The organism is Candidatus Hydrogenedentota bacterium, assembly GCA_019637335.1.
Taxonomy (GTDB): Bacteria; Hydrogenedentota; Hydrogenedentia; order Hydrogenedentales; family JAEUWI01; genus JAEUWI01.
The window spans coordinates 81,754-107,664 of record JAHBVV010000019.1 but is presented as its reverse complement, the minus strand read 5'-3'; the positions used below and the strand labels follow the sequence as shown (position 1 = coordinate 107,664).

General features: G+C 67.7%; 20 protein-coding genes. 9 read left to right on the top strand and 11 right to left on the bottom strand.

The features are described 5' to 3' along the window. Positions 1 to 6: 6 nt before the first annotated feature. The 9 genes from KF886_18410 to KF886_18370 all read right to left on the bottom strand — a co-directional run bounded on the left by KF886_18410 (position 7) and on the right by KF886_18370 (position 16,492). Positions 7 to 1,317 carry a hypothetical protein gene (locus KF886_18410; protein MBX3179333.1) on the bottom strand — a complete coding sequence of 437 codons (1,311 nt, stop codon included), beginning with the start codon at positions 1,315 to 1,317 and terminating at the stop codon, positions 7 to 9. Next, entirely contained in the window at positions 1,314 to 3,659 is a 2,346-nt protein-coding gene (locus KF886_18405) for a hypothetical protein (protein ID MBX3179332.1), read from the bottom strand. The genes KF886_18410 and KF886_18405 overlap by 4 nt, the downstream gene beginning before the upstream one ends. Before the next feature lie 12 nt (positions 3,660 to 3,671). Next, positions 3,672 to 7,451, bottom strand: coding sequence for a hypothetical protein (locus tag KF886_18400; protein ID MBX3179331.1), 3,780 nt, complete (start codon positions 7,449 to 7,451; stop codon positions 3,672 to 3,674). Further along, a complete protein-coding gene (locus KF886_18395) occupies positions 7,448 to 9,529 on the bottom strand; it encodes a BatA and WFA domain-containing protein (protein ID MBX3179330.1) in 2,082 nt (693 codons plus the stop codon). The genes KF886_18400 and KF886_18395 overlap by 4 nt, the downstream gene beginning before the upstream one ends. After that, entirely contained in the window at positions 9,529 to 10,464 is a 936-nt protein-coding gene (locus KF886_18390) for a DUF58 domain-containing protein (GenBank protein MBX3179329.1), read from the bottom strand. The genes KF886_18395 and KF886_18390 overlap by 1 nt, the downstream gene beginning before the upstream one ends. A gap of 10 nt (positions 10,465 to 10,474) precedes the next feature. Beyond that, the gene (locus tag KF886_18385) at positions 10,475 to 11,506 is read right to left on the bottom strand and encodes an AAA family ATPase (GenBank protein ID MBX3179328.1); all 1,032 of its coding nucleotides are present in this window, start codon (positions 11,504 to 11,506) and stop codon (positions 10,475 to 10,477) included. Between the two features lie 51 nt (positions 11,507 to 11,557). After that, complete coding sequence (locus tag KF886_18380) at positions 11,558 to 12,349, bottom strand: DUF4159 domain-containing protein (GenBank protein ID MBX3179327.1); 792 nt, start codon at positions 12,347 to 12,349, stop codon at positions 11,558 to 11,560. 28 nt (positions 12,350 to 12,377) lie between these two features. After that, positions 12,378 to 14,918, bottom strand: a complete 2,541-nt coding sequence (locus KF886_18375) for a tetratricopeptide repeat protein (GenBank protein MBX3179326.1) — start codon at positions 14,916 to 14,918, stop codon at positions 12,378 to 12,380. 194 nt (positions 14,919 to 15,112) lie between these two features. Then, entirely contained in the window at positions 15,113 to 16,492 is a 1,380-nt protein-coding gene (locus KF886_18370; GenBank protein MBX3179325.1) for a hypothetical protein, read from the bottom strand. 259 nt (positions 16,493 to 16,751) lie between these two features. Here KF886_18370 and KF886_18365 point away from each other — a divergent pair, with 259 nt between their 5' ends. From KF886_18365 to KF886_18325, 9 genes are all read left to right on the top strand, one after another. Then, positions 16,752 to 17,879 (top strand): hypothetical protein, encoded by a 1,128-nt coding sequence (locus KF886_18365; GenBank protein MBX3179324.1) that lies wholly within the window; start codon positions 16,752 to 16,754, stop codon positions 17,877 to 17,879. Positions 17,880 to 17,997: 118 nt separating this feature from the next. Further along, positions 17,998 to 18,393 carry a type II secretion system protein GspG gene (locus tag KF886_18360; protein MBX3179323.1) on the top strand — a complete coding sequence of 132 codons (396 nt, stop codon included), beginning with the start codon at positions 17,998 to 18,000 and terminating at the stop codon, positions 18,391 to 18,393. A 2-nt stretch (positions 18,394 to 18,395) separates the two neighbouring features. Continuing rightward, positions 18,396 to 18,914 (top strand): prepilin-type N-terminal cleavage/methylation domain-containing protein, encoded by a 519-nt coding sequence (locus KF886_18355; GenBank protein ID MBX3179322.1) that lies wholly within the window; start codon positions 18,396 to 18,398, stop codon positions 18,912 to 18,914. Further along, complete coding sequence (locus tag KF886_18350) at positions 18,911 to 19,375, top strand: type II secretion system protein (GenBank protein MBX3179321.1); 465 nt, start codon at positions 18,911 to 18,913, stop codon at positions 19,373 to 19,375. The genes KF886_18355 and KF886_18350 overlap by 4 nt, the downstream gene beginning before the upstream one ends. After that, complete coding sequence (locus KF886_18345; protein MBX3179320.1) at positions 19,372 to 20,103, top strand: prepilin-type N-terminal cleavage/methylation domain-containing protein; 732 nt, start codon at positions 19,372 to 19,374, stop codon at positions 20,101 to 20,103. The genes KF886_18350 and KF886_18345 overlap by 4 nt, the downstream gene beginning before the upstream one ends. Next, positions 20,100 to 21,074, top strand: a complete 975-nt coding sequence (locus KF886_18340; protein ID MBX3179319.1) for a general secretion pathway protein GspK — start codon at positions 20,100 to 20,102, stop codon at positions 21,072 to 21,074. The genes KF886_18345 and KF886_18340 overlap by 4 nt, the downstream gene beginning before the upstream one ends. Next, on the top strand, positions 21,061 to 22,521 hold the full coding sequence (locus KF886_18335) for a hypothetical protein (GenBank protein MBX3179318.1): 1,461 nt from the start codon (positions 21,061 to 21,063) through the stop codon (positions 22,519 to 22,521). Before KF886_18340 ends, KF886_18335 begins: the two co-directional genes overlap by 14 nt. Further along, complete coding sequence (locus KF886_18330) at positions 22,505 to 23,140, top strand: hypothetical protein (GenBank protein ID MBX3179317.1); 636 nt, start codon at positions 22,505 to 22,507, stop codon at positions 23,138 to 23,140. Before KF886_18335 ends, KF886_18330 begins: the two co-directional genes overlap by 17 nt. Beyond that, the gene (locus tag KF886_18325) at positions 23,130 to 23,624 is read left to right on the top strand and encodes a hypothetical protein (protein MBX3179316.1); all 495 of its coding nucleotides are present in this window, start codon (positions 23,130 to 23,132) and stop codon (positions 23,622 to 23,624) included. Before KF886_18330 ends, KF886_18325 begins: the two co-directional genes overlap by 11 nt. A 4-nt stretch (positions 23,625 to 23,628) precedes the next feature. Here KF886_18325 and KF886_18320 read toward each other — a convergent pair whose 3' ends face one another. Together KF886_18320 and KF886_18315 are read right to left on the bottom strand one after the other, a co-directional pair. Next, positions 23,629 to 24,531: a sugar phosphate isomerase/epimerase gene (locus tag KF886_18320; protein ID MBX3179315.1), complete on the bottom strand. Its 903-nt coding sequence runs from the start codon at positions 24,529 to 24,531 to the stop codon at positions 23,629 to 23,631. A 50-nt stretch (positions 24,532 to 24,581) separates the two neighbouring features. Then, a complete protein-coding gene (locus KF886_18315) occupies positions 24,582 to 25,835 on the bottom strand; it encodes a Gfo/Idh/MocA family oxidoreductase (GenBank protein MBX3179314.1) in 1,254 nt (417 codons plus the stop codon). Between the last annotated feature and the right edge of the window lie 76 nt (positions 25,836 to 25,911).

Here is a 25,911-nt window from a genome sequence, read left to right as displayed (position 1 = left end):
AATCCATCACGGCGACTCGGTCGTCTCCGCCGTCTCTGGCGTCTCTGCCATCTCTGCCGTCTCTGGCGTCTCTGGCGTCTCCGCCGTCTCTGGCGTCTCTGGCGTCTCTGGCGTCTCTGCCGTCTCTGCCGTCTCTGGCGTCTCTGCCGTCTCTGCCGTCTCTGCCGTCTCTGCCGTCTCTGCCGTCTCTGCCGTCTCTGCCGTCTCTGCCGTCTCTGCCGTCTCCGCCGACTCCGCCGTCTCCGCCGTCCCCGCCGTCTCCCCCGTCTCCCCCGTCTCCCCCGTCTCCCCCGTCTCCGCCGTCTCCGCCGTCTCTGCCGTCTCTGCCGTCTCTGCCGTCTCTGCCGTCTCTGCCGCATCGCCGGTCGCCGGGTAAGACCGCGCGGCCTCCAGCAGCAGCGCCTCCAGCTTCGACCAGTACTCTTCGCTGCTCACATTCGCCTTCTTGACTTTCCACGCCTCCACGGCGGCGAGCGCCTCGCTGTAGCGCGCGTACTGGGCCGGGTCCGCGTCGGCCCACGCGGGATCCGGCCGAATGATCACCCCGGCCGCGGCGGCGCCGTCGTTTGTTCCCGCGTCCGGCGCGTCCGGATCGGGCGCGAGGCGCGTACCTCGCCCGTCGCCGTCGTCGTCCAGGAGCGCGTGTTCCGTCACAATGAAGCCCTCGCGCTCGAACCAGTCGCGCGTCGAGGCCGCCGCCGCCCGCATCCACTCCAGGAAGCTGAGCGCGCCATCCCGATTGGCGTCCCCGCCGCCCTGCTCCAGCACGCGAACAGCGTGCTCCATGAATTCCGGCGCATTCTTTTCCGTGCCGGTGTGCGTGCTCGTGACGATAATTCGCGATGGGCCGCTCAGGGTGTTGATAAACGCCGCGCTGGAGGACGCCGCGTTGACCACAATCTGCCGCCCCGCGGGCAGGGGATCGAGCCAGCCGAGCAGGTCCGCCGCGGCGATATCCGGCCCCGACACCATAAACTTGGGTTCCTGGTGGAGGCTGCCGTGCCCGATAAGCACCACGAGCAGCGAGTCTTCCGCGCCTAAGCCCGGGCCGATCGCCTCGAAGAGCGCGCGGGCGCCGTCGCGTGTGAGCGGCGCGTCCGCGTCCTTCGCATCCGGGGCCGGCCGCACGTGGATCCGCTCGGGCGCGACCAGGCACCTCTCCTCCAGGGATTCGGCCAGCCGCGCGCTCCAGCCCTGGAAGCGTTGCTCCAGTTCGGGATCGCCGGCGAGGCCGCGCAGGATCACGGCGTGCAGCTCGGCGGCGGCGATGCCGGGAAGCGCCAGCGCGATGCAGGTGAACAAGAGGCGCGCGATCATGCGAGCCCCCACCGGCGGCGCAGGGTCCATTCCGCCGAAAACAGCAGGACCAGCGCCACATAGAATCCTGGATGATGCCAGATGGGCGTCCGCTCAATTCGCGCCCGCTCGCGCGACACCGGGCGGATAGCCGACGCCACGCGATCCAGTTCCTCCAGCGTGAAATACTGGCCGCCCGTTCGCGCCGCCAGCGCCTTCAAGAGGGCATCGTCAAACCGGGCATCCGCGAGTTCCCGGATATCCTCCTCCACGGTAATTGCGGACTCCACCGGATCCAGCGGTGCGCCGTCGGCGTCGTGTCCCTCCAGAATGACCAGGTGGCGTCCCGGCGCGGCGGGCGTAAAGGGCGCTTCGTATTTGCCCGGGAAGTCCAGGCGCTCGACCAGCGGCGTGTTCACCGAGGCGCCCCCGGGCTCGATCACGCGGGCGCGCAACGTGGCCCCCGCCACCGGCGCAAAGAGCGCGTCCCGCACGGTCCACGTCAGGTTTCCCGCCAAACCGGCGACGAACACGCCGGGATCGGCCTCCATGAACACCGGTTCCGGCGCGGTGCTGGCAAGCGATCGCACGAGCTGCCGCCAAATCCGCGCGTGCGCATCGTTCCCGGCTTCGGTCTGCATGTGCCACGGCCAGGTCTCGCCGGTCGCCAGCAGCGCGGCCCGGCCTTCCCCGAAGCGGCGCCACACGAGAAACGGCGACGCCCCGCCGGCGCGATCGGCTTCGGCCAGCACGGAGGCGCCGATTCGCGTGGCATTGATGTTGTCCACCTCCGGCAGCGGCGGGAGCTCGCGCCACGCGATCTCATTGGCCTCCGCATCCGCGTTCAGTGCCCATACGCCGGTCAGAAATCCCTCCGGACTCGACCGCACGTCCCCCGGTACGCCATCGAAGGGGTCCACGCCGCCGGGCATCACCGGCAGCATCGATTCGATCATGGAGCCCGCGTAGCCGCCGCCCGCGAGGGATCGCGGCCCGCCGAGCATGAGGAAGGAAGCGCCGCGCTCGGAAACCGCGTCGCGCGTTACGCGGAAGTGGGCCGGGGCGAAGAAATCGGCCTCGATATCGCCCCAGATAATCAGGTGAAACGGGTACAGCGCCGCCCCATCCACCGGGTAGCCGTCGGCGAGCTCGTCCTTCGCCAGGCCCATCCGCGTGAACACCGCCTCATCGTAGCGCGGCAGCGTGGATTCGTCTTCGAAGCCCTCGAAGAGGGGATTGCCCAGCGAGGTCCGTTCGCCTTGGTACACAAACGATTTTTCCGCGCCCGAAATCCGGATCAGGCTCGAAAGGCGCAACTCCGGATCGCCCGCCAGCGCCTGGCGCACGAATTTGTTCTGCCAGTTCGGACGCCCGCTGAAATACAGAATGCGGTATTCCTTTTCCCGGTGATCGAGCAAGACCCGGGCCTGGTTGTTTTGGGCGACAAACTCGCCCCCGCGCCCGGGATTCTTCAGACGCACGCGCACCGCGTAGTCCAGCCAGCCGCGATCGCGCGGCGCCACTTCAAGCTGCACCTGTTGCTCCACGAAATCCCGCTCGATCCGGCGCGTTTCGGAAGCCTCGACGGCGCCGTTGCGCAGCACCTCGACCAGCACATCCCGCCCGGAGAGCCCGTGGGCGGAAAAGCGTGCGGTGATTCGCGCGGGGGCCTCGTCGAAGAACGCGCGGATCAACCCCACCTCGCCGATCACCAGATCGCGCCACCCGTCTTCCCCTACGCCCACGGTGTAGACCGGCACGCCCGACGCCTCCAATTCCGCCCACGCCTCTTCCGCCGCCGCGGGCTGCTGGCCGCCGTCGGAAATCAGCACGATGGCGGCGGCGGACAGCGATGCCAGGTCGCGCGCGGCGTGCGCGGCGGCGTCCACGAGGCGCGTCTCCGGGGCGTCGAAGCGCAGGTGCGCGCGATCCGCGAGCGGGCCGGCCCCGGCGCCCGCGCGGTAGTTCAATACGTGAAAGCGGCTGTTCAATGCGAGATCGAAGGCCTCCGTGTGGCGTTCGAGAGCCGCGCGGAGGCGGTCGGCGCGCGACATGCCGCGCCCGTCTTCCACCTTCATGCTGCCCGAGTCGTCGTAGACCACCGCGACCACATCGGTGGACTTTTCGTAGGCCCCGCGCACAAGCGCCGGCCGGAGCAACAGAAACACCAGCAACGACAGGCCGAGCGCGCGCAAAGCGACGAGCGTGGCGCGCCGCCGGGCGGGCAGCCCGCGCAGCCGGCGCCACCAGAAGATCGCCGCGGCCAGCGCGAGCAGGGCGAGCAGCAGCGCGCCGCCGCCCGCGCCGAACACGCCGCCCCATTCGAGCCAGGCCGAATTCGGGATTACTTCCTGATCGCGCACAACACCCCCATTCTACGGCGCCGCCGGGGTATCGGCGAGGGTTCGGAAATACTCCGAAACGCGATCCGCGTATTGCGGCGGGATCGCGCCCTCGTCCTCAATCCACTGCCGCTCGCTATCCAGACGCGCGCGCACCTCGTCTTCCAGCGCCGCGATCGCGTCCCGGAGCGGGCGGCGCACTACCTGCTCGAATTCCCCGGCATCGGGAAGCTGCTTGCCGTTGTTGTACTCGCGCTGGAGGCGGCCCAAATCCATTTCGACCTGCTCCAGCGCGCCGCGCACGGACGACTCCCGGGGCAGCAGCGAGGCCGCGTCGCGGATGGTCGGCCGCCACTCCCAGATGTCCTGATCGAAAAAGCCGTCGCGCGAGTCCGCGCCGCCGCCGCGGAAGGTCTCCGAGGTCTGGATGCCGCTCGCGCCGTCACCGCGGGCGCCATCCGCGCGCGCGCCCTCGCGCCCGGACTCGCCGCCTTCTCCGCCGGGCGCTTCGCCACCTTCGCCCGGCGCCGCACCCTCTCCCGGCGTATCGCCGTTCGCGCCGCCCGATTGTGCGGAGGCCGTTTCGCCCGGCGCGCCCGTCTCTCCGGCGCCTTCCCCGGATTCCTGGCCGCCTTCGGTCTGTTGGCCATCTTGCGGCGCGACGCCGGGGCCAGACGCTTCGCCCTCGGCGGACGGATCGCCCTGCCCCGCCGGATCGCCGGACGCGCCAGGCGCGTCAGGCCGCCGGGCGAGGGATTCCCGGGCCTCCGCTTCCGGTTGAGAACTCGCGCCATCGCCGCCGGGCTCGGAAGCGCCTTCCCCGCGCCCCGCCTCCGCGTCGGTCTCCGCGCGTGAATCGCCTCCAGCGCCAGCCTCACCGGTTTCGCCCGCCTCGGACGCCTCACCGGCCTCTTCCGATACGCCCCCCAGTTCCTGGAGCATGTCCAGCGCGCGCGCCAGATCCTCTTTCTCGTCCCCCGGGAGATAGCGCCGCAACCCTTCAAGCGCCCCCGCCGCCTGTTCGAGCTTTCGGTCCACCTGGCGCTCGGTTTCGGCCAGCGGCTCCCAGGCGCCCCACTCCACGTACCGCAGACCGGACTCCATATCGGTAACCACGCCATCCCGGCTGGTGCGCCGCGCCCAATCCCCCAGTTTGCGCGACAACAACTCCTGATTCTGGCGAAGCTGGTCGGAAAGTCCGCCCGCGTCCCGGATCAACGCCTCCGTGTCGCGCGCAAGCAACTCCTTTTCGCCGCGAAGCTGTTCGGACCGCGCCGCCAGGCGCTCCTGTCCCTCCAAGCCGGGGAGCGACTCCATCTCCCGTAGCGCGTCCACCTCCTCCCGCACGCCCGCCTGGCGCTCCCGCAAGCCGCGCATGCCTTCCTCCAGCGCCGCGAGCCGGTCCGCCGCAGCTTCGCGCGTCAGCATATCCAGGTTCCGCTCCACGCTTTCGAGATCCCGCGCCGCGCGGCTCCCCGCCGATCGCGCCTGCTGCAATTCGCCTCGCCGCGCGGACTCGGCGCTGGTCTCCATATTGCGGCGCGCCTCCTGAAGCGCCTCGCGCGCCTCCTCGCGCTGCGCCGCATCCATCGGGCTGCGCGCCAATTCGTTGGCGAGCTGGTCCAGCCGCTCCAATTGCCGCTGCTGCTCTTCGCGAAGCCGTTCCAGTTGCCGCGCCCGCTCCCGTTCGTCCCGGGCCGCTTCATTTTCCGAAAGCAACGCGCCAAGGTCCTCGTTCAGCACTTCCTGGCGTCGCGCCAGATCTTCGAGTCCCTTCCGCAGCGCTTCCTGCTCCGCCGCCGCCTGCTGGCTGGTCCGCGCTTCCTCCTGGAAGCCGGTCCGCCGGGCCAGTTCCAGCTGATCGATCTCTCCCTGCGCGCTCCCGCCGCCTCCGCCGCCACCGCCACCGCCGCCCTGCGCGCGCATCACGTCCCGCAATTCGGGCTCCAGCTTCTTGAGCCACTGCATGGCCTCCTGGGCGGCAGCCAGCGCGTCGCCGAGCGCCTCTTCGGGCTCCGGCCACGCCGCGCGGGCTATGTCGTCCTCCACGGCCACCATCGACTCCAGCGCGCGCCGCCCGAAGATCGCGCGATCCGGCGGCGCCATTCCCAGCGCGCCCTCCAGCGTGCCGCGAATCTCCGCCTGCGCCTCGGCGATCCGGCCCGCATCGGTGGTGTAGGTTTCTTCGCCCAGGCCCGACGCGCGCTTCCGGAGATTGTGCAGCGCGATGACCACGCCGCGCTGGTCGCCGAGCGGATCGCGGCCCTGGCCCGCCTCTCCCGCCGCCGCGCCGCCGCCCGCGTTGGTGATGCTTTCGCGGTAGCGGCGCACATACGGGCGCACTTCGAGGAAGAACGGATCGCCCACCACTTCAAAATCGGCGCGATCGGGTTTCAGGTCGGTGGCCCACACACTCCAGGTCACGAGGTCACCACCCTGCAATCCGAGTTCCTCCAGGGCAAACAGGTGGTCGCCCACAATCTCTCGCGCGAGTGGCGAATCGCCGTTCAACGCAAGCCGTACGGGTTCCTGTCCCGCGATCGTGTACTCAATGCCGTAGGCGGAAACGCCAAAATCATCCTCCACCGTGAACGCCAGGGGGACCTCTTCCAGGGCGAGGACCTCGGTGTCCCCGCGCGGATAGCGAACCTTGATGGCGGGCGGGTTGTCGGGCAGCACCGTGATCGCGTAGCGCGCGGGCATCGGGTTCATATCGCCCGCCTCGTCCAGCAGCGCCACCCGGTAATCGCCGGATTCCTCCAGGGTGAACACGGTCTCCCACGCCAATTCGCCCGCGGCGGCGAGGGGAATCTGCGATCCGGTGTCGAGGGCCAGCACCGCCTGGCGCAGGGGCTTGTTCACCTCCACGCGAAGGGCGACTTCCGTGCCCTCCACGGCCTCAATGTCGCCGGCAAAGGGTACGACCCGGGGTTCCAAACGGAGGTACGCCGGGTAGGTGTAGGTGATCTGGATCGATTCCACGGACGGTGGCCGGGCCACCTTGATTTCGTAACGTTCCGACTCCCGCTCCCCGACGCGAACCCGGTAGAACAGGCCCTCACGCAGGGCCTCGAAGGTGTGGAAGGAAACCTCGGGCGTCGAACTCGAGGCCAGCACCGCCCGCTGCTCCCGGCCGCCCTGCTCCCAGTGGATATACTTGGTTGCGTTCACATCGGGCGAGGTCACCCAGATGATCTGGTTGTCGCCCGGCTGAACTGTCGCATCGCCCGGCTCCACGGTGAAGGGGGCCGCGGCCAACGCCGCCGTTTCCTCGTCCGAAGCGTCCTGGATAGCGCTCCAGCGCCAGCCCGCCGCGATAAGCCCGGCCGCGATCACGACGCCGCCGGCGCACACCGCCGCCACCAGCACGCGGTACTCCAGCGGATTGATAAAATCGTCCAGCGGCGTCCCTTTCACGCGCTGCTGGGTTTCCGCCAGCAGGTTTTCCAGCATCCAGGCCGATGGCGCCTCGCCGCCGGACTCCGCCAGGGCAACGGCGCTCAGGATCCGATCCTGAAGTTCGGGATGGCGCGCGTCGATATGCGCGGCGATTTCCTGGAGGGTCGCCGGACGCCGCAGGATCGGAAGGAAGCAGTAGCCCGCCAGAAACGCTACGGCGGCGACCGCGGTGGCCGCTATGGCGGCAACGGGCGCGCCGCCCGCCGCCGCCAGGGCAAGCAACGCGGCCGCCGCGCCCGAGAAGGCGAGAAAACGCGCACTCGCGCGCAGGAAGCGAACGCGGCGGTAGCGCCGCAGCACGCGGGCAAGCTGCTGCGCAAGCATGGGGGGCAAGGGGCGGTTGCTGTTTGTCATGTCACGCGCTGCTCCCGGATGCCCCGGCGGCGATGCCACAAGACCAGGCCCGTTTCGAGAAAGAGGGCCGCCGCCAGGATTACGAGTACCGAATAGGCATACTCCCAGTGTACAACATTCCCCACGGTTTCGGGGGCTTCCGCCGGGGCCGACTCCAGATCGGCCGTCACCGCGCCGGCCCGCAGCAGAAACTCTTCCACCGTAAACGGGCGCAAATCGCTTTCGGCGGGATCCGTGTTCACGGGCTCCACCACCGGAATGGCGGCGTCATCTCCGGGCAACCAGCGCACAAACCCCGCACGTGGCGCGCGCGCCGTATCCGCCGCCCACGCCACGGGATCGGCCGCGCCGGGCCACCGCATCCGGAGCGCATCCGCCTGGCCGGCAAGCTCGGGCGGAGGCGTCAGCGGAAGGCCGGCCCGGTGATCGCGGCGCGGGGGCAGGGCAGGCAGCAACAAGGCGATGGACTCGTGTATCAGCGGCACGAAACGCCGGGTGCGCGTGAGGTTGGTCCAGGCCGGATCCAGCGGAAAAGCCCAGACCACGGCCCGGCCCGCGCCCACCTCGAACGCGACCAGCGCGGGATCGCCATCGCCGGCGACGCCATCGTCCAGGCGGGCGATCACCGCCCCCCGCAGGTCCGCGGGCGCGTCCAGACGGTGGTAATTGTGGAACCGCACCATGGAAAAATCGCTGTATGCGGCGCTCCTGAACGCTTGAAACACGGGGTGGTCGAAATCGATCCAGTTCATGCTCGAAAAGCGGCGCGGATCCGCCTGATCGTAGCGCGGGGCGCCCGCCGCCACGCCGGCGGGGGACAGCAGCGCATCGGAAAGCGGAGCCGCAAGGCCGCCCGGCCCGGGAATGAGCAGGATCCGCCCGCCCGAAGTCACGTACGATTGCAGCGCCTCCGCCAGGCCGTCCGGCGCGGTCTCCAGCCCGGCGACAATGATAACTTCGGGCAGCGCGCCCGTCTGGGCTTCAGTCGAGACCGCATCGGGCGTAAGCGGGGACAACCGCCATGGAACCGGCTGGCTTTCCGCGATGGCGGCCTCGAGAAATCGCGCGTCCGTACCCGACGCCAGCATGCCGACGATCCGCGCGGGCTCCGGGTGGAACACGAAGTAGTGCGCGTTGTCCGCGGCGACCGCGTCGGCCACCCGCAACCGCACTTCGCCCTCGTGGGACATGGCCAGGTCGGCCTCCGCGGCCAGGGCCACGGCCGCCACGCCGCCCGGCGGAATGCTCACGGGATTTTCCGCCGCCAGTTGCTCCCCGATCCATACTTGCAGCATACCATCGGCGTGCTCCAGCCCGTGGTTGCGGACGCGCGCGCGCAGATGCAGGCTATTCGGCGGGCGCGGCTCCAGCGCCACCGCCTCCACCGCCTGATTCCCCACGGGAACCGCCACGGGAACGGCGCGTAACTGGACCCCGCGCGCCAGGGTATAGCCGGCCTCGCCCTCGGGCAGGCCGCTCCGCTGCAAGTCGCTCACCAGGTGTATGATCCGTTGCGCGGCTTCCTCCTCCGCGACGGCGGCTTCGGGTTCCAGCAATTGCTCCGCGAACCGGAGCGCGGGAACAAAACGCGTGGCCCCTTCGGACGGCGCCAGCGATTCGAGCGCCCCCCGCGCGGCGCCGGGTCCCGCGAGGGGGACGATCAGGCGCGGCGCCGTATCGAACGCGACCACCGCCACCCGCTCCGCGCCGTTCACCTCGTCCAGGGCGGCCAGGGCGGCGGATCGGATGGCGTCAAAATCCGCGCCCGCGCTCATGGAGGCATCCACCAGGATGACGTGCTCCCGATCCGCGGGCCCCTCGCCCTCCGCGGCGGCGGGAACCAGTTGGTACGGGCGGGCATAGGCCAGCGCCAGCGCGATTAGGATCAGCATGCGCAGCAGCATGAGCCAGGGATGCTCGATCCGCTTGCGCTCGCGCACGGGCGGCGGCGTCTCCGGGACGAACATCAGGCTGCTGAAGGGCGTCGGCTGGTGCGTGGGACGCCGGATGCGGTGGATGATCCACGGCAGCACGGCGAGCGCGGCCCCGCCCATCAGCAGCGGCATCAGCAAGCCCATCAGCCGCCCCCCGTCGAAAGCGCGCGCTTGCTCGTCGTCAGGAGCGCGTGGGCGCGGCGGTGCAGGAACTGCTGCAGCGCCGAGTCCAACGGGCGATCGGTGCGCAGGGGCTCGTAATCGATCTCGTAGGCCAGGCAGACCTCGCGAATGCGGTCAAAATGCGCCGCGCGATTCGCAAGATACGCTTCCCGCACCCGGTCCGGATTCGCCGGGCGCTCTTCGTGCCCCTCGGCGTCGCGCAAGGTCACCTCCGGCCCGAAAGGGAAGGTCTCCTCGGCCACGTCGGCCAGCTGAAACACGAGCACGTCGTGCCGGCGCGCCCGCAGCGCGCGCAGCTGCGTCTCCACCACGGGCAGCGGCTGCAACAGATCGCTGATGAGCACCACCATGCCCCGCGCCGTCATGACATTGCCCACCCACGCCAGCGCCTCCGCCGTCTCGGTGTGACCCGCGGGCGCTTGCTGCTCGATCGCCGCGATCAGGCGCCGCACCTGATGCGTCCGGCGCTGGAACGGAATGTGGCAGCAGATACTCTCGTGGTAGGCGGCCAGCGCCACCTCGTCGTGCTGCAGAGTCAGAAGCCACGCCAGGGACGCCGCCAGAATCTGCGCATACCGGAACTTCGTCAGCGCGGTCGTGCCGTAGCCCATGGATGCGCTGCAATCCAGCAGCAGGGTGCAGCGCATATTCGTTTCTTCGTGGAATTCCCGGATGTGCAGGCGGTCCGTCCGCCCGTAACGCCGCCAGTCCACGAATCGCGGATCGTCCCCCTGGGTGTAGGGTCGGTATTGCGCGAATTCGACCGACGATCCGGAATGCGGGCTGCGGTGCAGGCCCAACTGCTGCCCCGCCACCAGCGTCTGCGCCAGGAGCCAGAGGTCCTTCACCTGCGCCAGTTCCTCGGGCGCTATGTTGCGTTGGACGATGGCGGGCATGGGAATGCGCTCAACCTCCCTCGGCCGCGGGGCCCGGGACGTGCTCCAGCAGGCGATCGATCACATCGTCCACGCGCACCTGATCCGCCTCCGCGCGGAAGTTGGTCAGGATACGGTGCCGCAGGACTTCGTGCGCGACCGCGCGAATATCCTCCGAGGCGACGTGAAAACGCCCCGCCAGCAGCGCACGCGCCTTCGCCGCGAGCACCAGGTACTGGCTGCCACGCGTGCCCGCGCCCCAGCCGACCCACTGTTTCACGAAGTCCGGGGACTCCTTTTCCAGCGGGCGGCTCGCCTGCACCAGGCGCACCGCGTAGCGCGCGATGGGATCCGCTACGGGCACCAACCGCACCAGCCGCGCGAAATCCAGCATGTCCTGGCCGGAAAACACGGGCTGCGGCGCCTCCCCGGCGGGCGCGGTCGTCTGCGTGACCACGCGAAGCTCTTCGTCCTCACTCAGGTAGCCGATGTTGATGCTGCACATGAAGCGGTCGAGCTGCGCCTCGGGCAGCGGGTAGGTCCCCTCGAGTTCGATGGGGTTCTGGGTCGCGAGCACGAAAAACGGTTTGTTCAACGGGCGCAGCTGGCCCGCCACGGTGACCTGCTTCTCCTCCATGGCTTCGAGCAGCGCGGCCTGCGTCTTCGGGGGCGTGCGGTTAATTTCGTCCGCGAGCAAAACATTGGTAAAGACCGGCCCCGGCACAAAACGCAGGTCGCGGTGGCCGGTGTTACGATCTTCCTCGATCAGTTCGGTCCCGGTAATGTCGCTCGGCATGAGGTCGGGCGTAAACTGGATGCGCTTGAAATCCAGATCGAGAATCTGCGCGACCGACCGAATGAGCAAGGTCTTCGCGAGCCCCGGCGGGCCGGTGATCAGCCCGTGCGAACCCGAAAACAGCACGCGCATCAAGGAGTCCACCACGGCGTCCTGGCCCACGATGACCTTGCGCAACTCCGCCAGCATCCGCGCGCGCCCTTCGCGCAACCGGTCCAGCGCGGCCGGTTCGAAAGGGGCCTGCGCCGTCTCCAGATTGTCGTTCATCCGTGAATCCTTTCGTTCAGGCGGCCCGGGGGCCGTTCGCAGGCCGGCCCGTCAGTGGGTCAGCGCATACACCACAATGTTGATGCCCATGGGGTAGGCCTTCTTGACCGAAAACTCCTGGAAGTACTCGTGATTGTGCCCCTCGCGCTCCCAGCCATCGCCGAGATCGGTGTTGTGACAGATCACCGCCATGAGCCGCCCGTTCTCGTCGTTGACCCCCCAGATGTGCGGGGTCCGTGAATCGCTGGTCTCAAAAGTGAGGCCAGTGTAGAGCCAGCGGTTGATCGAGGGCACCTGTGGCACTTCGTCGATGTCAAACACAATGTGGTAAATCGGGTGGTCCAGCGGGATCTCGAAGCGCGGATACTTGTCCGGCGGGAGCACCTGGTCAAACTCGTAACACCAGTTTCGCCATTCCCGCTCCCCCCAAAAATCGTCCACCATCAGGAAGCCGCCCCGCAGGAGATAATTGCGCAGCCCCTCGCGCTCCGCCTCCGAGAGCATGATGTCCCCCACCTCGATCATGTAGATGAAGGGATAATTGCGCAACTCCGGCTGGTCCAGGCGGACGATGTCGTGCCGGAAATCGCCGTCGGGGTGCCGCGTCACCGCAATGCTCGTCAACTGCGACAAGCGCAACATGAAGTTGTAGTCGGAATCCGGGTAGTCCGTCCGCCACTTGCCCCAGCCGCGCCGCCCGGACGTGTCGCTGTCGTACTGTATCCGGCAGAACGTGAAGCTGTTGCCCGGAAACGGATGCCCGCCAACCTGCAGATTCTGTTCAGCGCCGCCCCAGCCCCACCGGCCCTGGCCCCAGAGCAGCGGAGCGGGCAATAGCAGCATGCCGGAAAGGATCAGCGCGGGGAACAGCCTACTCCGCTTCACGGTGAACCTCCGTGTCTGTCTCGTGAAGCTCCAGCAGCAATTCCTGCGCTTCCCGGTAGGCCGGATAGCGCTCGAGGAGCGCGAGCACTTCGTTGCGCGCTTCCGGCAATCGCCGCGACTCAAACAGCACGCGCGCCTTCCCGAGACGGTAGGTATCCGCCTGGGCCGTGTCGAGCGCGGCAAGGCGGTCCAGCGTCGCCATTAAGCCTTCCCGATCGCCCAGGGCGCGCTCGGCATGCATTTGCGCGCTGTGGACTTCCACATCAAAGGGATCGATGCCGGCGCACCAGCGCGCAAGGTCCAGCACGCGCGGCCAGTCGCCCTCGGCTTCGAGCGCCTCCATGAGCGCCTTGGTCTCGTCAAACGCGGTCGGAACGTGGCGCTGCAGGCGGCGCACTTCCTGGTACCACTGTTCGAGATCGCCGGATGCTCGCCGGATTTCAACCAGGTTGCGAAGCGGGTTGAGGTCCCCGGGAAGCGCCGGCAATTGCGCGGCGGCGGCCTCGAAGTGTTCGATGGCCTGATTGATCTCGCCCGAATCCAGCGCTTTCTGACCGCGCAGCGCCAGTTCCACGGCCTCGATATCCGGCCCGTGCTCCTCCCCAAAAAAACCTTCCGGAGCAGGGTCATTTCGATCGCCTTCCTCGGCCGCGGCCAGAAGCGGGGCGCACACGCGGGCCAGGTGCGCCGCAAACGCTTCGTTCACCTGGCCACCGTCCACGCCCGCGGCCCCGACAAGCGCCTCGTTCGCCAGCGCGCCATCGCGGATGGCGTCCAGCGCGGCGACGAGCGCCGGCTTGCCATAGGCGTCCACGTAGGACTCGACAAAAGCCCCCGCGAGGAAGTAACCGAAGATCAGGTGGATCGGCGACTCCGGCGCCACGAAGTAACGCTCGAGCGCGGCCATGTCCGGCCACTCTCCCGGTGCCAGCAGGGGCTGGAAATCCGGATCCAGCGGCTGCCCCCAGGAGGAATCGCGCTGCCCCTCCTCATACACCGAGATCCCCTCCGACAGCCAGCGCGGGATCCGGTTGGCGGTTTTCTGGAGCGTGATCACGTGCACGAACTCGTGCCAGAGCACCGATCGCCAGTTCATGGATCGCGGCTCGCGAGCGCGCGGCGAGTCCATCGTAACGAGGTTGCCGAAGCAGATGCCCAGATGCCCGGGATTGCCCGGGAGACCAATTGATCGGACCATGAATTCGTCGTGATCGTCGAAAAACTGCACGTGGACCGGGCGCTTCACCCCGACCTGGTATTCGGTCTCGTAACGCGCGAGCGCCTCCTCCAGCAACCCGACCGCGTCCGGGCCCATGACGGCCGCCTCCAGGTTGGGCAGCGTGACCGTGAAATTCGCGTTGCGCACGGTCTCGAAGGCGTCCAGCGAATCCAGCACTTCGAGCATGTTGTAGACCTGCACGTTGTAGGGATCGTCCTCGAACACCTCCTCCAGAATCGTCCGTCCCTCCGCGTCCTCGCCCAGCCGCAGCAGATTCAGCCCCAGTGAGGCGCGCGCGCGGACATTCTCGGGGTCTATTGCGACGCCCTGCCGCAGAAACGCGGCGGCTTCTTCGAAGCGGTAGTGGCGGGCGGCCAGATCGCCGAGGATGCGGTATCCCTCTCCGCTGGCGGGATTGATCTCGGCCAGGCGCGCGAGCGCTTCGCGCTGTTTTTCGCCGTCTCCCGCGAGAAATGCCGCCGCCGCCCGCAGGGCAAGGCCGCCGCCATGCGCGGGATTGAACCCGAGGAGGGTATCGAGCAGCGCGCGCGCTTCATCCAGATTGCCGCCCATGAGCGCGCGTTCGGCGAGCAGCTGGAGCAACCGGGAATGGTTCGGATTGATGGCGCGCAAGAGTTCCGCGATGCCCTCAAAGGCGGGATCCCCGGCGCGGTAATAGGTCTCCGCCATGCCCGCGAGCGCGGGCTGCCGCATGGAATCGCGGTCCAGCGCCTGCTGAAAATACTTTTCGGCCAGATCGTAGGCGTAGCCGTCGAGCGCGAGCTGACCGGCGGCCACGTAGCCCGCCACAAAATCGGGGTAGCGCTGCAAGACCCGCTGCTGGTAGAACTGAAGGATCGTGCGCGGGTTCTCGCCCTGCCAGAGCGCGATCTGGCCGATCGCGATCAGGTTTTCGCGCAGATACGACGGTGATTGGCGCGACCGGCTCTGCTGGACGGCCAGATCCACGGCCACCTGGGCGTCGAGGGATTGGCCCAATTCCCGGTACATCGCGGCCAGCCGCACCGTGAAGGCGGGCTCATACACGCGGCGCACCACATCGCCCATCACCGTGATCGCTTTACTGTGGCGTCCCACGATCCAGAGCAATTCCGCCTGATCGGCGAGCCACGAGGCGGGGGGCTGGCCCAACTCGCCCGCAATGGCGCGATCAAGCTCTTCCAGGGCTTCGGCGTACCGCCCGGATCGGTAGGCGTCGGCATACGGGGCCGCCGGATCCCAGGGGGAGACGCCAAACGCGGGCCGGGGCGCGAGAAAGCCAACCAGGAGCGCCAGCCCCGCAAACACACCCCACCACCGGACCCGGGCCGGGCGCGAGCCGCCAAAAGTACTATGTGTTCGCCTGCTAGCCGTCATACGCACCACGATTGTATCATCGGCGGAAACGCGCGCCTTGTCAAGCACGCATTACAAAACCGACAGCGCCCGCATACCGGGTGCATTCGCGGCGGTCGGGTTTTCCATACCAGGCGGCCCGAGAATCAGGTGGGCGCGCCCCCTTCCGTCAGGGTAATCGGGTTGCTGTAAATCCATGGGACCCAGCGGTCTACGATGTACAACTCCACCTCGATCCGGTAGTTCCCCGGCGCGCCGGGCCGCCAGTCCAACGCAGCGCCATCGACCTGGTGGACGACCGCCCCATCGCGCAACACCTTGATGCGCCCGACGTTCGGCGCCGCGGCGCGGAGACGAACCGATTCGGAAAAAGGCAGGTATTCGCCCATCACCGCCTGGCGCCCGCCGTCCTCGGCAAGATAGACAAAGCCCCGCGCATCGGCGATCATGTCGAAGGCCACGTAGGCCCGTCCCTTTTCGAGGCTCTCGCACAGCGCCGCTTCCGTCAGTTCATGGGCGAGAATGTGCGTTGAGGAGTAGCGCACCACGCGCTCGTACGGATCGAGCTGGAAATGAAACAACTCGTCGCCCGGAGCGAACGCGCCGAAGAAGACGCGCAACAACGTCCGCGTGAGGAAGTTCAGGTTGAACTCCGTCAACATCTCCGGGCTGGTGTCCCAGATCTGGAACGTATTCTCGGCGGTGTAGACGCCGCGGAAACCCTGGTTCTGGTGCGCGTCCGTGCCCTGGATCCCCGTGATGCGGCGGGTCTTGTTCAGTTCATCCCAGCGCGCCAGAATCTCGGTCTGGGGATCAAAAAACAGCCGGATCACCTGGTCGGGGTATTTTCCGTTGTTTATCAGGATATTCGCCAGCAAATCCGGCAGAAACCAGAGATCCTCGTCCTTCGTGTCCGTGTGGAGGTTGTAAATCTCCATGCCGTTGAGTTCGGGCAAGTCCCACTGGCGCTCTTCCTCCGTGTGCCCGAAGAACAGTATCCCGCCGCGTTCCCGGATCTGGCGCGCCAGCACCTCTATCTCCTCGTCGCGCTTCAAGATAGTGTCGTCCGGCAGGCCCCAGGGCAGGAACCCGTAGCCCATTTCGTAGCCGCGGACAAACAGGACGCCGTCGTACAGGCCCTTCCACTGGATCGAGTAGTCCGCGATGTTATCGACCACGTGATCGGTCATGAAGATGAAGTCGTTGCCGGCGGACTTCAGCGCGGCAAGAATCTCCTCGAACGGCACGTCGCTGTCGTGCGAAACGTGCGAGTGGCTGTGGCAATTGCCCCGATAGGCCCCCCAGCCATCGTCAAGCGTCACCTCCAGGCGGTTGTTCCGGATCGCCTCCCACGCGGCTACCTCCTTCGGGAAATAGACGAACCGGTTGTAGAGCGCGCCGCGCGCGAACCAGAGCACCATCGCGCTCAGCAGCAGCATCAGCGCGAGGCCCGCAACAAGAAAGCCGCGCACCAGGCGGCGAAACAGCGAACGGTGCTTACGGGGGGACTTCGATTTGAACAACATGGCGCCTCGAATGACTTGGGGAGCTTGGACCCGCGCCCCCTGCGGAATGCAGCGCAAGTATAGTCACATGGCGGGCGTCCGGGCAAAACGTCCACCCCGTCCATTCGACGCGGCGAATCCACCGCGTCCACTCTGTCCACTCTGTCCACTCTGTCCCAACGCTCCAGGGAACCTTTTCTCGCGCGCCGCGGATCAGTAGACTGGGCGCAACGCTGCATCGGGTCCTATTGCTCACCACCGAACAGGGAGATCTCATTTCATGGGCGTCATATCACGACTCGCCATCTTTTTCGCCATGCTCCTCCTGACGATCGTCTCGATGTGGACCACCTACGCGAGTCTCCGAGATTCCGTACTGCCGGATCCGATCATCCCGATCCCTTTGGGAATGCTCGGCACGTGGAACTGTTCCATTTTCGCCCTGGGCCTGTCGGTCGCCATCGGTTTGATGCTGTTCGCGTTGAAACTCGCCATTATTGACGGGCAAAAGCGTTTGAATCTCGTTGGCATTATCGGGCTGACCGTGGTGGCCTCGGTATCCATTACCTTCAACATGGACGTGCTGTACCGCGTCGGTGACCGGGAGTTTTATCTGCGGCACGCCACCGACAAGGTCAAGCGCGCCTACGACACCTACCTCGCGGAAGTGCGCGCCGGCCTGCTGGCGCGGAAGCAGGACGGCGAGAAAATACTGGCCCGCCAGACGGGCGAGCTGGAGGCCGAGATCCGGGGCCTGCGCGAAGCCCCCGCCGGCTACGGAAACCGCGCGCGCGCGGAAGACCACCGGCTGACCGTGCTGGGGCACGAGGTGGCCGTGGAACTTGCGGCGATTGACGCGGCCATCGCCGAACAGGAAGCCGCCGACGCGATCCTGGCCGGGCGGCGGCCCGAGAACATCGCCGAAGTTGAAGCGCTGCAGGACGAACTCCGCGTCGCGGTCAAGAACGCGGGCGCGCTCGCGGGAATCGCCATGCCCGAGCCGGTCGCCCTGGAAAGCCCCCTTTTCGCCGTGTTCGAGCGCCTCTTCGATCCGGAGAGCGTCGGCTGGAAGGAAATCTTCTTCCTGGCGCTGGCCTTCCTGATCGACCTGGGCGATATCATCGGTTACAGCCTCGTGCCCGCCGGCGCGGCCGCATCGGTCCGCGTCTACCACGATCCGGTTTTTCCGCAGCCCCTCCCCGCGCGGCGTCGGCGCGGCCCGCAGCGCATTCCAGAGGATGGGTATGCGCCGCTCGCGGAGCTTCCCGAGGCGCCCGCGCCGCCAATCCAGGAACCCGATCCGTCGGGCGAAACAACGCCATTCGCGGAATCCACGCCGTTGGAGGCAGAGAACAGCCCGGGCCCACCGCTGTCGTTCAAACGGCGCGGCGCGCGGTTCCGGCTCTGAGGATTCGCCGAGGAGATTTTGACTGGCGCGCCGAAGCCGCGTGTACTATACTGAAAAGCGCGGCGCAGCGGGCGTACGCGCCGCCAGCGCGCAGGCAAAACGCACGGGAACCCACGGAATGCGAAACAACGGCGGTTTCACCCTGATCGAACTGATCCTGGTTACGGTCATCATCGGCATCCTCGCTGGGATGGTCGTGGTCACCTTCGGAGGGCGTGTCCGGGAGTCCCAAATCCGCGCGGCCAAGGGGGACATCGCGAGCCTGTCCACAGCGATCGGGCTCTACGCCCTCGACCACAACGACACCTATCCCCCGTCCCTGGACGCGCTGACCGCCGCGGTGAACGGCAAGCGCAATTACGTCGAATCCGTGCGCCCCGATCCCTGGGGCAACCCCTACAACTACAAGCCGGCCTCCAGCGCGCGCCTGGCGGATTACCAGATTTGGTCCTCCGGACCGGATGGCGTCCCCGGCACCGAGGACGACGTCACGCGCGATTCCGTGATGGAATAGGCATGCCCGCCCTGGCGCCACGCCGAATCCGATCGGGACCCGGCTTCACCCTGCTGGAGCTTATCGTTACCGTCAGTATCCTGGCGGTCCTGACCGCCGTTATCGTGCCGTTGTATGGCAGCGCGGTCACCGCCCTGCAACGGCGCGGCGCCCAGGGCGACCTGGTGGCGCGCCTGCTCTACGCGCAGGAACTCGCGGTCCGCGAGGGACGGGAAATCCGGCTGTATCTCGATGAGCGCGCGCAGACCTACTGGCTTGAGGGCTGGGCCGGCGGCGATGGCCATGACAAGCGCTTCGAACCGCTGGCGGACCCGGCGGCGGGCGGCCTCCATACGCTGCCTCCCGGCCTACGCATCGCGCGCCTCGACGCCCGGACGGATCGCGCGCGCCGGCTCTCCTACGTGGCGTGCCTGCCCAACGGCGCCTGCGACCGCGTCCGGATCCGCCTGGCGCGCGGGGACGAGCCGGGCGCCACCATAAGCACCACGGGCATCCTGGGCGGTGTTGAGGTCGCGCCGTGAGGGGACGCCGCGGCTATATTCTCGTCGAAACCGTGACGGCGATGGCGGTGCTCAGCATCACGGCCGCGGCGGTCCAGCAGGCGCTCTACACCGCGATTCAGGCGCGCGGGCTGGCGCGGGACTACACGGTCGCGCGTATCCTGCTGGATCAGCTTGCGGCGGAGGTCGACCTCGCCCCGCGCCTCGCGGACGGCGCGACCGAGTCGGGCGTCTTCGAGCCCCCCTTTGATCGTTTCGAATACGCGTGGTACGTCGAGCAGGCGCCGCTGGAGCCCCCCGACCTCCCGCCGGGACTCGATCCCGCGCGGCGCGCCACACTGGAAGCCGCCATGAAGCACCCGATGGGCCGGGTCCACTTCGAGATACGCTGGACCCGCGCCGGAGAGCCGGTTTCGGTGTCCGCCGCCACCCTGATCGCGCCCGGACGCCTCTGGACCGATCCCGGCGGGGTGGGCCAATGAATCCGAACCGCGCGAGCCGGGGTGGCTTCACGCTGGCCGAGGTGCTCGTCGCGACGGTGCTCCTGAGCATCGTAATGGCGTCGGTGTATTCCCTGTTTCAGACCACCATCGCCGCCTGGCGATCCGCCGAGGGCGACAGCGGGCTCCACCGCCAGGCCCGGCACGTGCTGGATCTCCTGGAACAGGAATACAGCAACCTGCACGCGGGAGGCAGCCAGCTTTTCGAAGGCGCGGACGACGGGTTTACCATGTACGCCGTCGCGCAGCCAGTCAATGTAACGTCCGGCGAGGGGCGTCGGCTCATGCGGATACGCTACCGCCACGATCGCGCGAACGCCACCCTCGTCCGTGAGGAGGCCATCGTCGAGGGCGTGCTGCCCGGCGCCGTCCGGGACGCGACGGCGCTGGATGAAACGCGCATTCGCGTGCGGAACGAAGCCCGTTTCGTGGCGGCCCGGGGGGTGCGGGAATTCCAGGTGCGCTACCTCTGGGTCGCGCGGCCCGACCCGGAGTACTGGCGCGGCCCGCCGGTTCCGGTCGAGCCACGCCGCGCCGATCGCCACCAGCCCGGCTGGGGCCTACCGCAGGCCATCGCCGTTTCCATAATCCTGGAGGACGATCGGAGTCCGGAGGAACGCCTTTCCTTCGAGACGGTTTTGGTCACGCGCACCCTCAACCGGCAGCGCGACGCCCGGGAGATCGCCCGCATGCTGGAGAGCGCACCATGAGCCCGGCGCGCGGCGGTTATGTTCTGGTCAGCGTGCTCTGGGTGGTGGCCATGCTGACCGTGGTGACGCTTTCGTACCACCACCGGGCGCGATTGGAGGTGCAGGCGGCGCGGTACAGCCTCGACACCACCCAGTGCCGGCTGGCGGCGCGCGGCGCGGTGGAACGCGGCCTGGTCGAGCTGCAATTGATGGATCTGAAGGCGCAATTCGACCCCATCCCCGAGGCGGCCCTGGCGCCGATCAACTACCTCGGGCAGGATTGGGCGCGGCCCCTGGACCTGTACGCCGCCGGCGGCCTGCTGGATCCGGGCGAGGGCTTCGACGAGGACGTCGCTCTCGTGCGCATCGAAGACCTGGAGCGCCGGATCGATATCAACACGGCGCCCCTGGAGATCCTGGAGAACCTGCCCGGCCTCACGCGATCGGCCCTGCGCGCAATCCACGCGCGCCGCACGGGCGTCGGCGACTCGGGCGCATCGCCGGGCGAGGGACCGGTACGCTTCCACGATATCGCCGAGCTTCGCGACCTCGACGACGTGGACGAAGCGGCCTGGCGCGGCGCGGGCGAAACACCCGGCTTGCGCGATCTGTTGGCGGCCTTCGGCGACGGGCGGATCAATGTGAACACCGCCCCCGCCGGCGTGCTGGTGCGCATTCCCAACGTCACGGAGGAAGACGCGGAAACCATCGTGGCGTGGCGCGAAGGCGACGATGGCGCGCCCGGAACCGCAGATGATCGCCCCTACACGAGTTGGGAGCAGTTTGCGTCCGCGACGGGCCTCGCGGGCGACGCGATGCAATCCCTCCAGCGCCATTGCAAGTTCGATTCGGACTTTTTTAAGATTACCGGACTGGCGACACGGCGCGGTGGACGCATCCGCGCCGCGTGTAGCGCCGTGGTGCGCCTGCCAAACGGTTCCGGCGCCCCCATCCTGCTTTCGTGGTCGGAGGAATCCCTTGGCTCGCAGTGACGCAGCATATTCCATTCTTCAACTGGGGGATGACTGCATCACGCACGTGGCCCTGACGCCGGTGGGGCAACGGTTTCGCGTAGAGGCGCTGGACACCGAAGATCTCGGGTCGCCGCTCACCAGCGCCGCGCTGGCGCGCTTCGTGGAGACCCGCGGCGTGCGCCGCGACGCAATCTACAGCATAATTCCCCGCCACGAAACCACCGCCCGCATTGTAACCCTCCCCGCGCGGGATGACCGCGAGATCGCCTCGATGATCGCGCTCACCGCGAGCGAATACTCCCCCGCCGCGCCGGAATCGCAGTTTTTCAGCCATGCGCGCCTGTCGGATCTTCCCTCGGGCGATTCGCGCGTGCTGGTCGCCGCCATCCCGCGCGAGACCCTCGAGCGCCACCTCGCGCTGCTGGCCGGCGCGGGGCTGGAGCCGCGCGATGTGTACCTGAGCACAATCTGCCTCCACGCGGCCCTCGCTCAATCCCCCGGAGACCACACAGAACGTTCCGCCTTCGCGCACGCCGGCGCGCGCAGCCTGGAAGTGCTCGTGACGGACAACGGTCTGCCCCGGTTCACCCGGGGCGTCGCGCACGCAACGCCCCTGACGCTGGACACCGCCGAAAGCCGCGAGTTCCTCGCCTACGAAACGCGCGACGCCCTCGCGGCCTGCCGCCGGGAGTGCGAGGACGGGCTGGGCGCGGATCAGGTCTACACCAGCGGCGATATCGCACGCGCGGAGGATATCGCGGCTTTCCTCGGCGAACTCCTTGAAAAGTCCTGCGCCCCGGTATTGGACATCGGGTCCATGATCGAAAACCCGGCGGACCTGGCCGGTCGCCTGCCGCTGGCCGCGCTGGGCGCCGCATGCATGGCGGCGGGCCGCGCGCCGGTGTCGCTGAGCCTGCTGCCCGCGTCCGTAACGCGCGATCGCGCCCTGCGCGGCGTGCAGCGGCGGGCCCTGCGCCTGGCGGGCGCCGCGGGCATCGTCCTGGTTGTGTTGGCCGCGTGGTTCGCCCAGGCTTGGATCCAGCGGGCCCTCCTGGTGCGGGAACTCCGGCAACAGTATGAATCGCAGGCCCCCGAAGCGGGGGATATCGCCGTAAAGCTGGAACGCCTTCAGGTCATTGCGCGCCAGGTGGAAGGCGAGGCCACTTTTCTGGAACTGCTCTCGGCCGTTGCCCAGGCGGCCCCCCCATCCGATTTCACCATTACGCGGGTAGATTACAATCGCGATCAGGGGCTTGACATCTGGGGGCGGGCGCGCTCGAAGGACCTGGTGCTCGGGGAATTCCTCGGCAGCCTCCGCGCGCTTGGAGAAGGCGGCATGGCGCTCCTCGCGCGCGCCCACAGCCAGTACGAAACCGCGATCCAGGAACGTAACGAGGCGGTGCTCAGTTACCACGTCACCATTCCCGTCCCGCAGGAAGGAACGCGCAATGCCGCGCCTCGCTGACGCCTGGGCCGCGCGCTCTCCCCGGGAACGCCTGCTGGCGGTCGCGACCGCCGGCCTGGCCGCCCTCTTCCTGGCCGTCCTCGGCGGGCGCGCCGCGCTGGATTCGCTCGATCGCCTCGACGCCGAAATCAGCCGCCTCCAGTCGGACATCGTCAACCAGGCCTACCAGATCGCCCGGCGGCAAAGTGTGGAAGCGCGATTCGCCGCCGCCGCCGCCCAGCATTCCAGCGCCTGGACCGAATCGGAAATCCGCGATCGCCTCCGCCAGGAAATCTACCGGCTCGCCTACCGCTATCCCCCGCCGCTGGACGAGAACGGCGTGCCGGTGCGCACCGACAGCGAGGGCGACGCGCTGGTATCGATCCCGGAGCTGCGGGGCGGACGCCTGATCGATGGCGGCGAAGGGTTCCGCGAGTACCAGATCGAATTCGACCTGCCGCCCGCGCCGCTCCCGGACCTGCTGGCCTACCTCGAGCGCATACAGTCCAGCCCGCAATCCCTGCGCATTGACCACATCGACCTGCGGCGGGATCCCGCGCGATCGGAAGTCGCCGCACGAATTCGGCTGGCCCGGATCGTGGTCCATGACCCGGGCCAGGAGGCGGCGGATGGATACTAGGCTGTATCGGGCAACCGCCGCCGTCGTCCTGCTGATCGCGATGAAGATCGGCTGGGACCTGGTCTTCAGCCCCATGAACGCGATCCGGGCGGATCTTGCGCGCGAGCTGGAGCGGGTACCCGACCGCGCGCCCGCCACCATCCGGGGCGACCTGGACTATGCGGCCGTCCTGAACCCCATCCTGGACAAACCCCAACTCTGGGGCCCGCTGATCCCGGATGCGCCCGCCGCTCCAGCGCCCGCGCCGAATGCGCCGGATCTCCGAAAGATGCTGGAGGGGCTCGCGATGCGCCCGGGCCAAATCGGGAGCGACAAAATGCGCGTGGGCCTGAAAGACGGGCCCGAGGACGCGTGGATGGCCATAGGCGAAGCCTACAACGGGTGCGAACTCGTGTCTTTCACGCGAGAAGAGGCCGTATTTCGATACCGGTGGCGCGAGCAGAACCGCGATCTGACGATCCGGCTGCCGCGCCCGCAACGGTAGCGGGCTACACCCCGGCGATAAGTTGCTCTACGAAGGCTTTGGTCTTTTTCGCCTCCGCCAGGAGTTCGTCGAGCGTTCCGGGGTTCAGGCATTCGATGATCATCGGCCCGCCCTGGAAACCGGCGGCGCGCAGGTTGGCCATTACCTTCGGAAAGTCCACCTGGCCCGTCCCCGGCGTGATGTTCACACTCTGGCCTTCCCGGTAGTCCTTCACGCACATCCCGTGCACCACATCGCCGATGCTTTCGCTGTCCATTTCCGGCGCGCGCTGGCCCTTGGAGTAGTGCAGGATGTTGCCCGGATCGTAGTAGAACGCGAAATTCGGATGCCCGATCCGCTGCATCGTCTTTTTGCAGTCTTCGCCGGTGAAATTGAAGGTGTCGTGCGGCTTCATGCAGATGCGCACGCCCTTGCCCGCCGCATAATCGAGGCACGCCTTAATCGCCGACTCGTAGACCTCCAGAAACTCGGCGCGCCCCTCGCCGCCAAGCAGAATATCGGGCACCGTCGCGGCCTCGCTGACGTCAATGAGCTTCTTCAGGCCCGCGATGCCGGCGTCGAGGCCCTGCTCCGTGGGGAAGCGTCCGCCCCAGCCCGCCGCCACCTTCAGCCCGCGCAACTTGGCGGCCTCGGCCATCGCCGCGGCCTCTTCCAGCGGGGTGTCCCAGTTGAGCATCTGGCCGCCCTTGCCGTTCCGGGTGGTGTTCATGAAGCCGCACCACGTGAAGCCCGCCTCGGCGATGGCGTCGAGCGCGATCGTGTATTCGTGATCGGCCCAGGGGCGGGTAAAACAACCGACCTTCCAGGCATCGGCCGGTTCCGCCGCCACCGCGTGCGATGCGCGCGGCGCCAATCCCGCGGCAACCGCGGCGGCCGCCGAATTGGATAGAAAATCACGCCGGTTCATACGAAATCTCCCGCGGCCCGAAGCCGCTGCATGCCCAACCCGAATCCGGACTATCCGGCCACTATCATTTTCTTTTCGAAATCGTAGGTCTGGCGGCGGCCCGTCGCCAGGGATTCGACAGCCATGATGGAGGCGATCGAGTGATCGTAGCCCGCCTGGATCGGCGCGTGGGGCGTCTCCCGGGTGCGCAGGCAGCGCAACCAGTTCAACACGTGGTTCGGGCGCTCCACCGGGGCGACGTTTCCATCGCCGGGCTCCAGCGGGGTCTCGCCCTTCTTGCAGCCGTCCTTGGTTATCTTCGGGTTGTTCCAATCCGTCAGGTCCATCGTGCCGCGCGTGCCGTAGACCTTGAAGAGGTTGCCGCTGCCGTTTCCGAAGTTGGAGGTGTAGGAAACCATGAAGCCTTCGGGATAAACGTACTGCGCGTTCACCTGATCCGGCGCGGTGAATTCATGCTCGTCCTTCCAGATGAAGGCCCCGCCCTGGCAGACCGCGCTGCTCGGGCAGCCGGATCCCATGATGTAGTGCACCAGGTCAAGGAAATGCACGCCCAACTGCGGCACCGGCCCCTGCGAATACTCCATGTAGCCCATCCACGCGGAGTAGGCCACGGGATCGAAGCTCCGGCTCGACGTGCCCATGTCGAACACGTCCCACGCCACATCTTCCTGCTTCACGTCCCGAATGTAGCCATACCAGTACGGGTCGGCGCTGTTGCGCACCTGCTCGACGCGGCTGATCGTCCCGAGGACGCCCGACTCCACCACGGCCCGGGCGCCGGTGAAACTCGGATAGCTCCGGAGCTGCGTGCCGATCTGGCAGATGATGCCGCTTTTCTCCACCGCCTCCACCGCGGTTTTCAGCGACGCAAAGTCATTCGCGAGCGGCTTCTCGCAATAGGTATCCTTGCCCGCCTTCGCCGTCGCCTCGAGGTGTATGGTGTGCTGGTGGTCGCAGGACGCAATCATCACGGCGTCCACATCGTCCAGCGCGAGCAACTCTTCATAGTGCACGAACTGCTTCGCGTCGATCCCGTACCACTCCTTCACGCGCTCGGCGGCGCTGTCCCGTGACACCTTCCACGGGTCGCAGACGGCCACGAACTGCACGTTCTCATCCTTATCGTGGTTGTGGACGCCGGCCATGTGCGCGCCCACGCCGCGCCGCCCGCAGCCGATCAGGCCCAGGTTGATGCGTTCATTGGCCCCCTTGACGCGGGCGTAGCTTGCCGCGCTCATGGATACGGCGGCGGCGCTCAGCGAGGCCGTCTTGAGGAAGTCCCGGCGGGACGGGGTAACTGACATGGGATGGCTCCTTCTGAATATGGGTATGGCCGTGAACGCGCCGGGCCGCTAGTTGCCTGGCAGCCGCGAACACCGC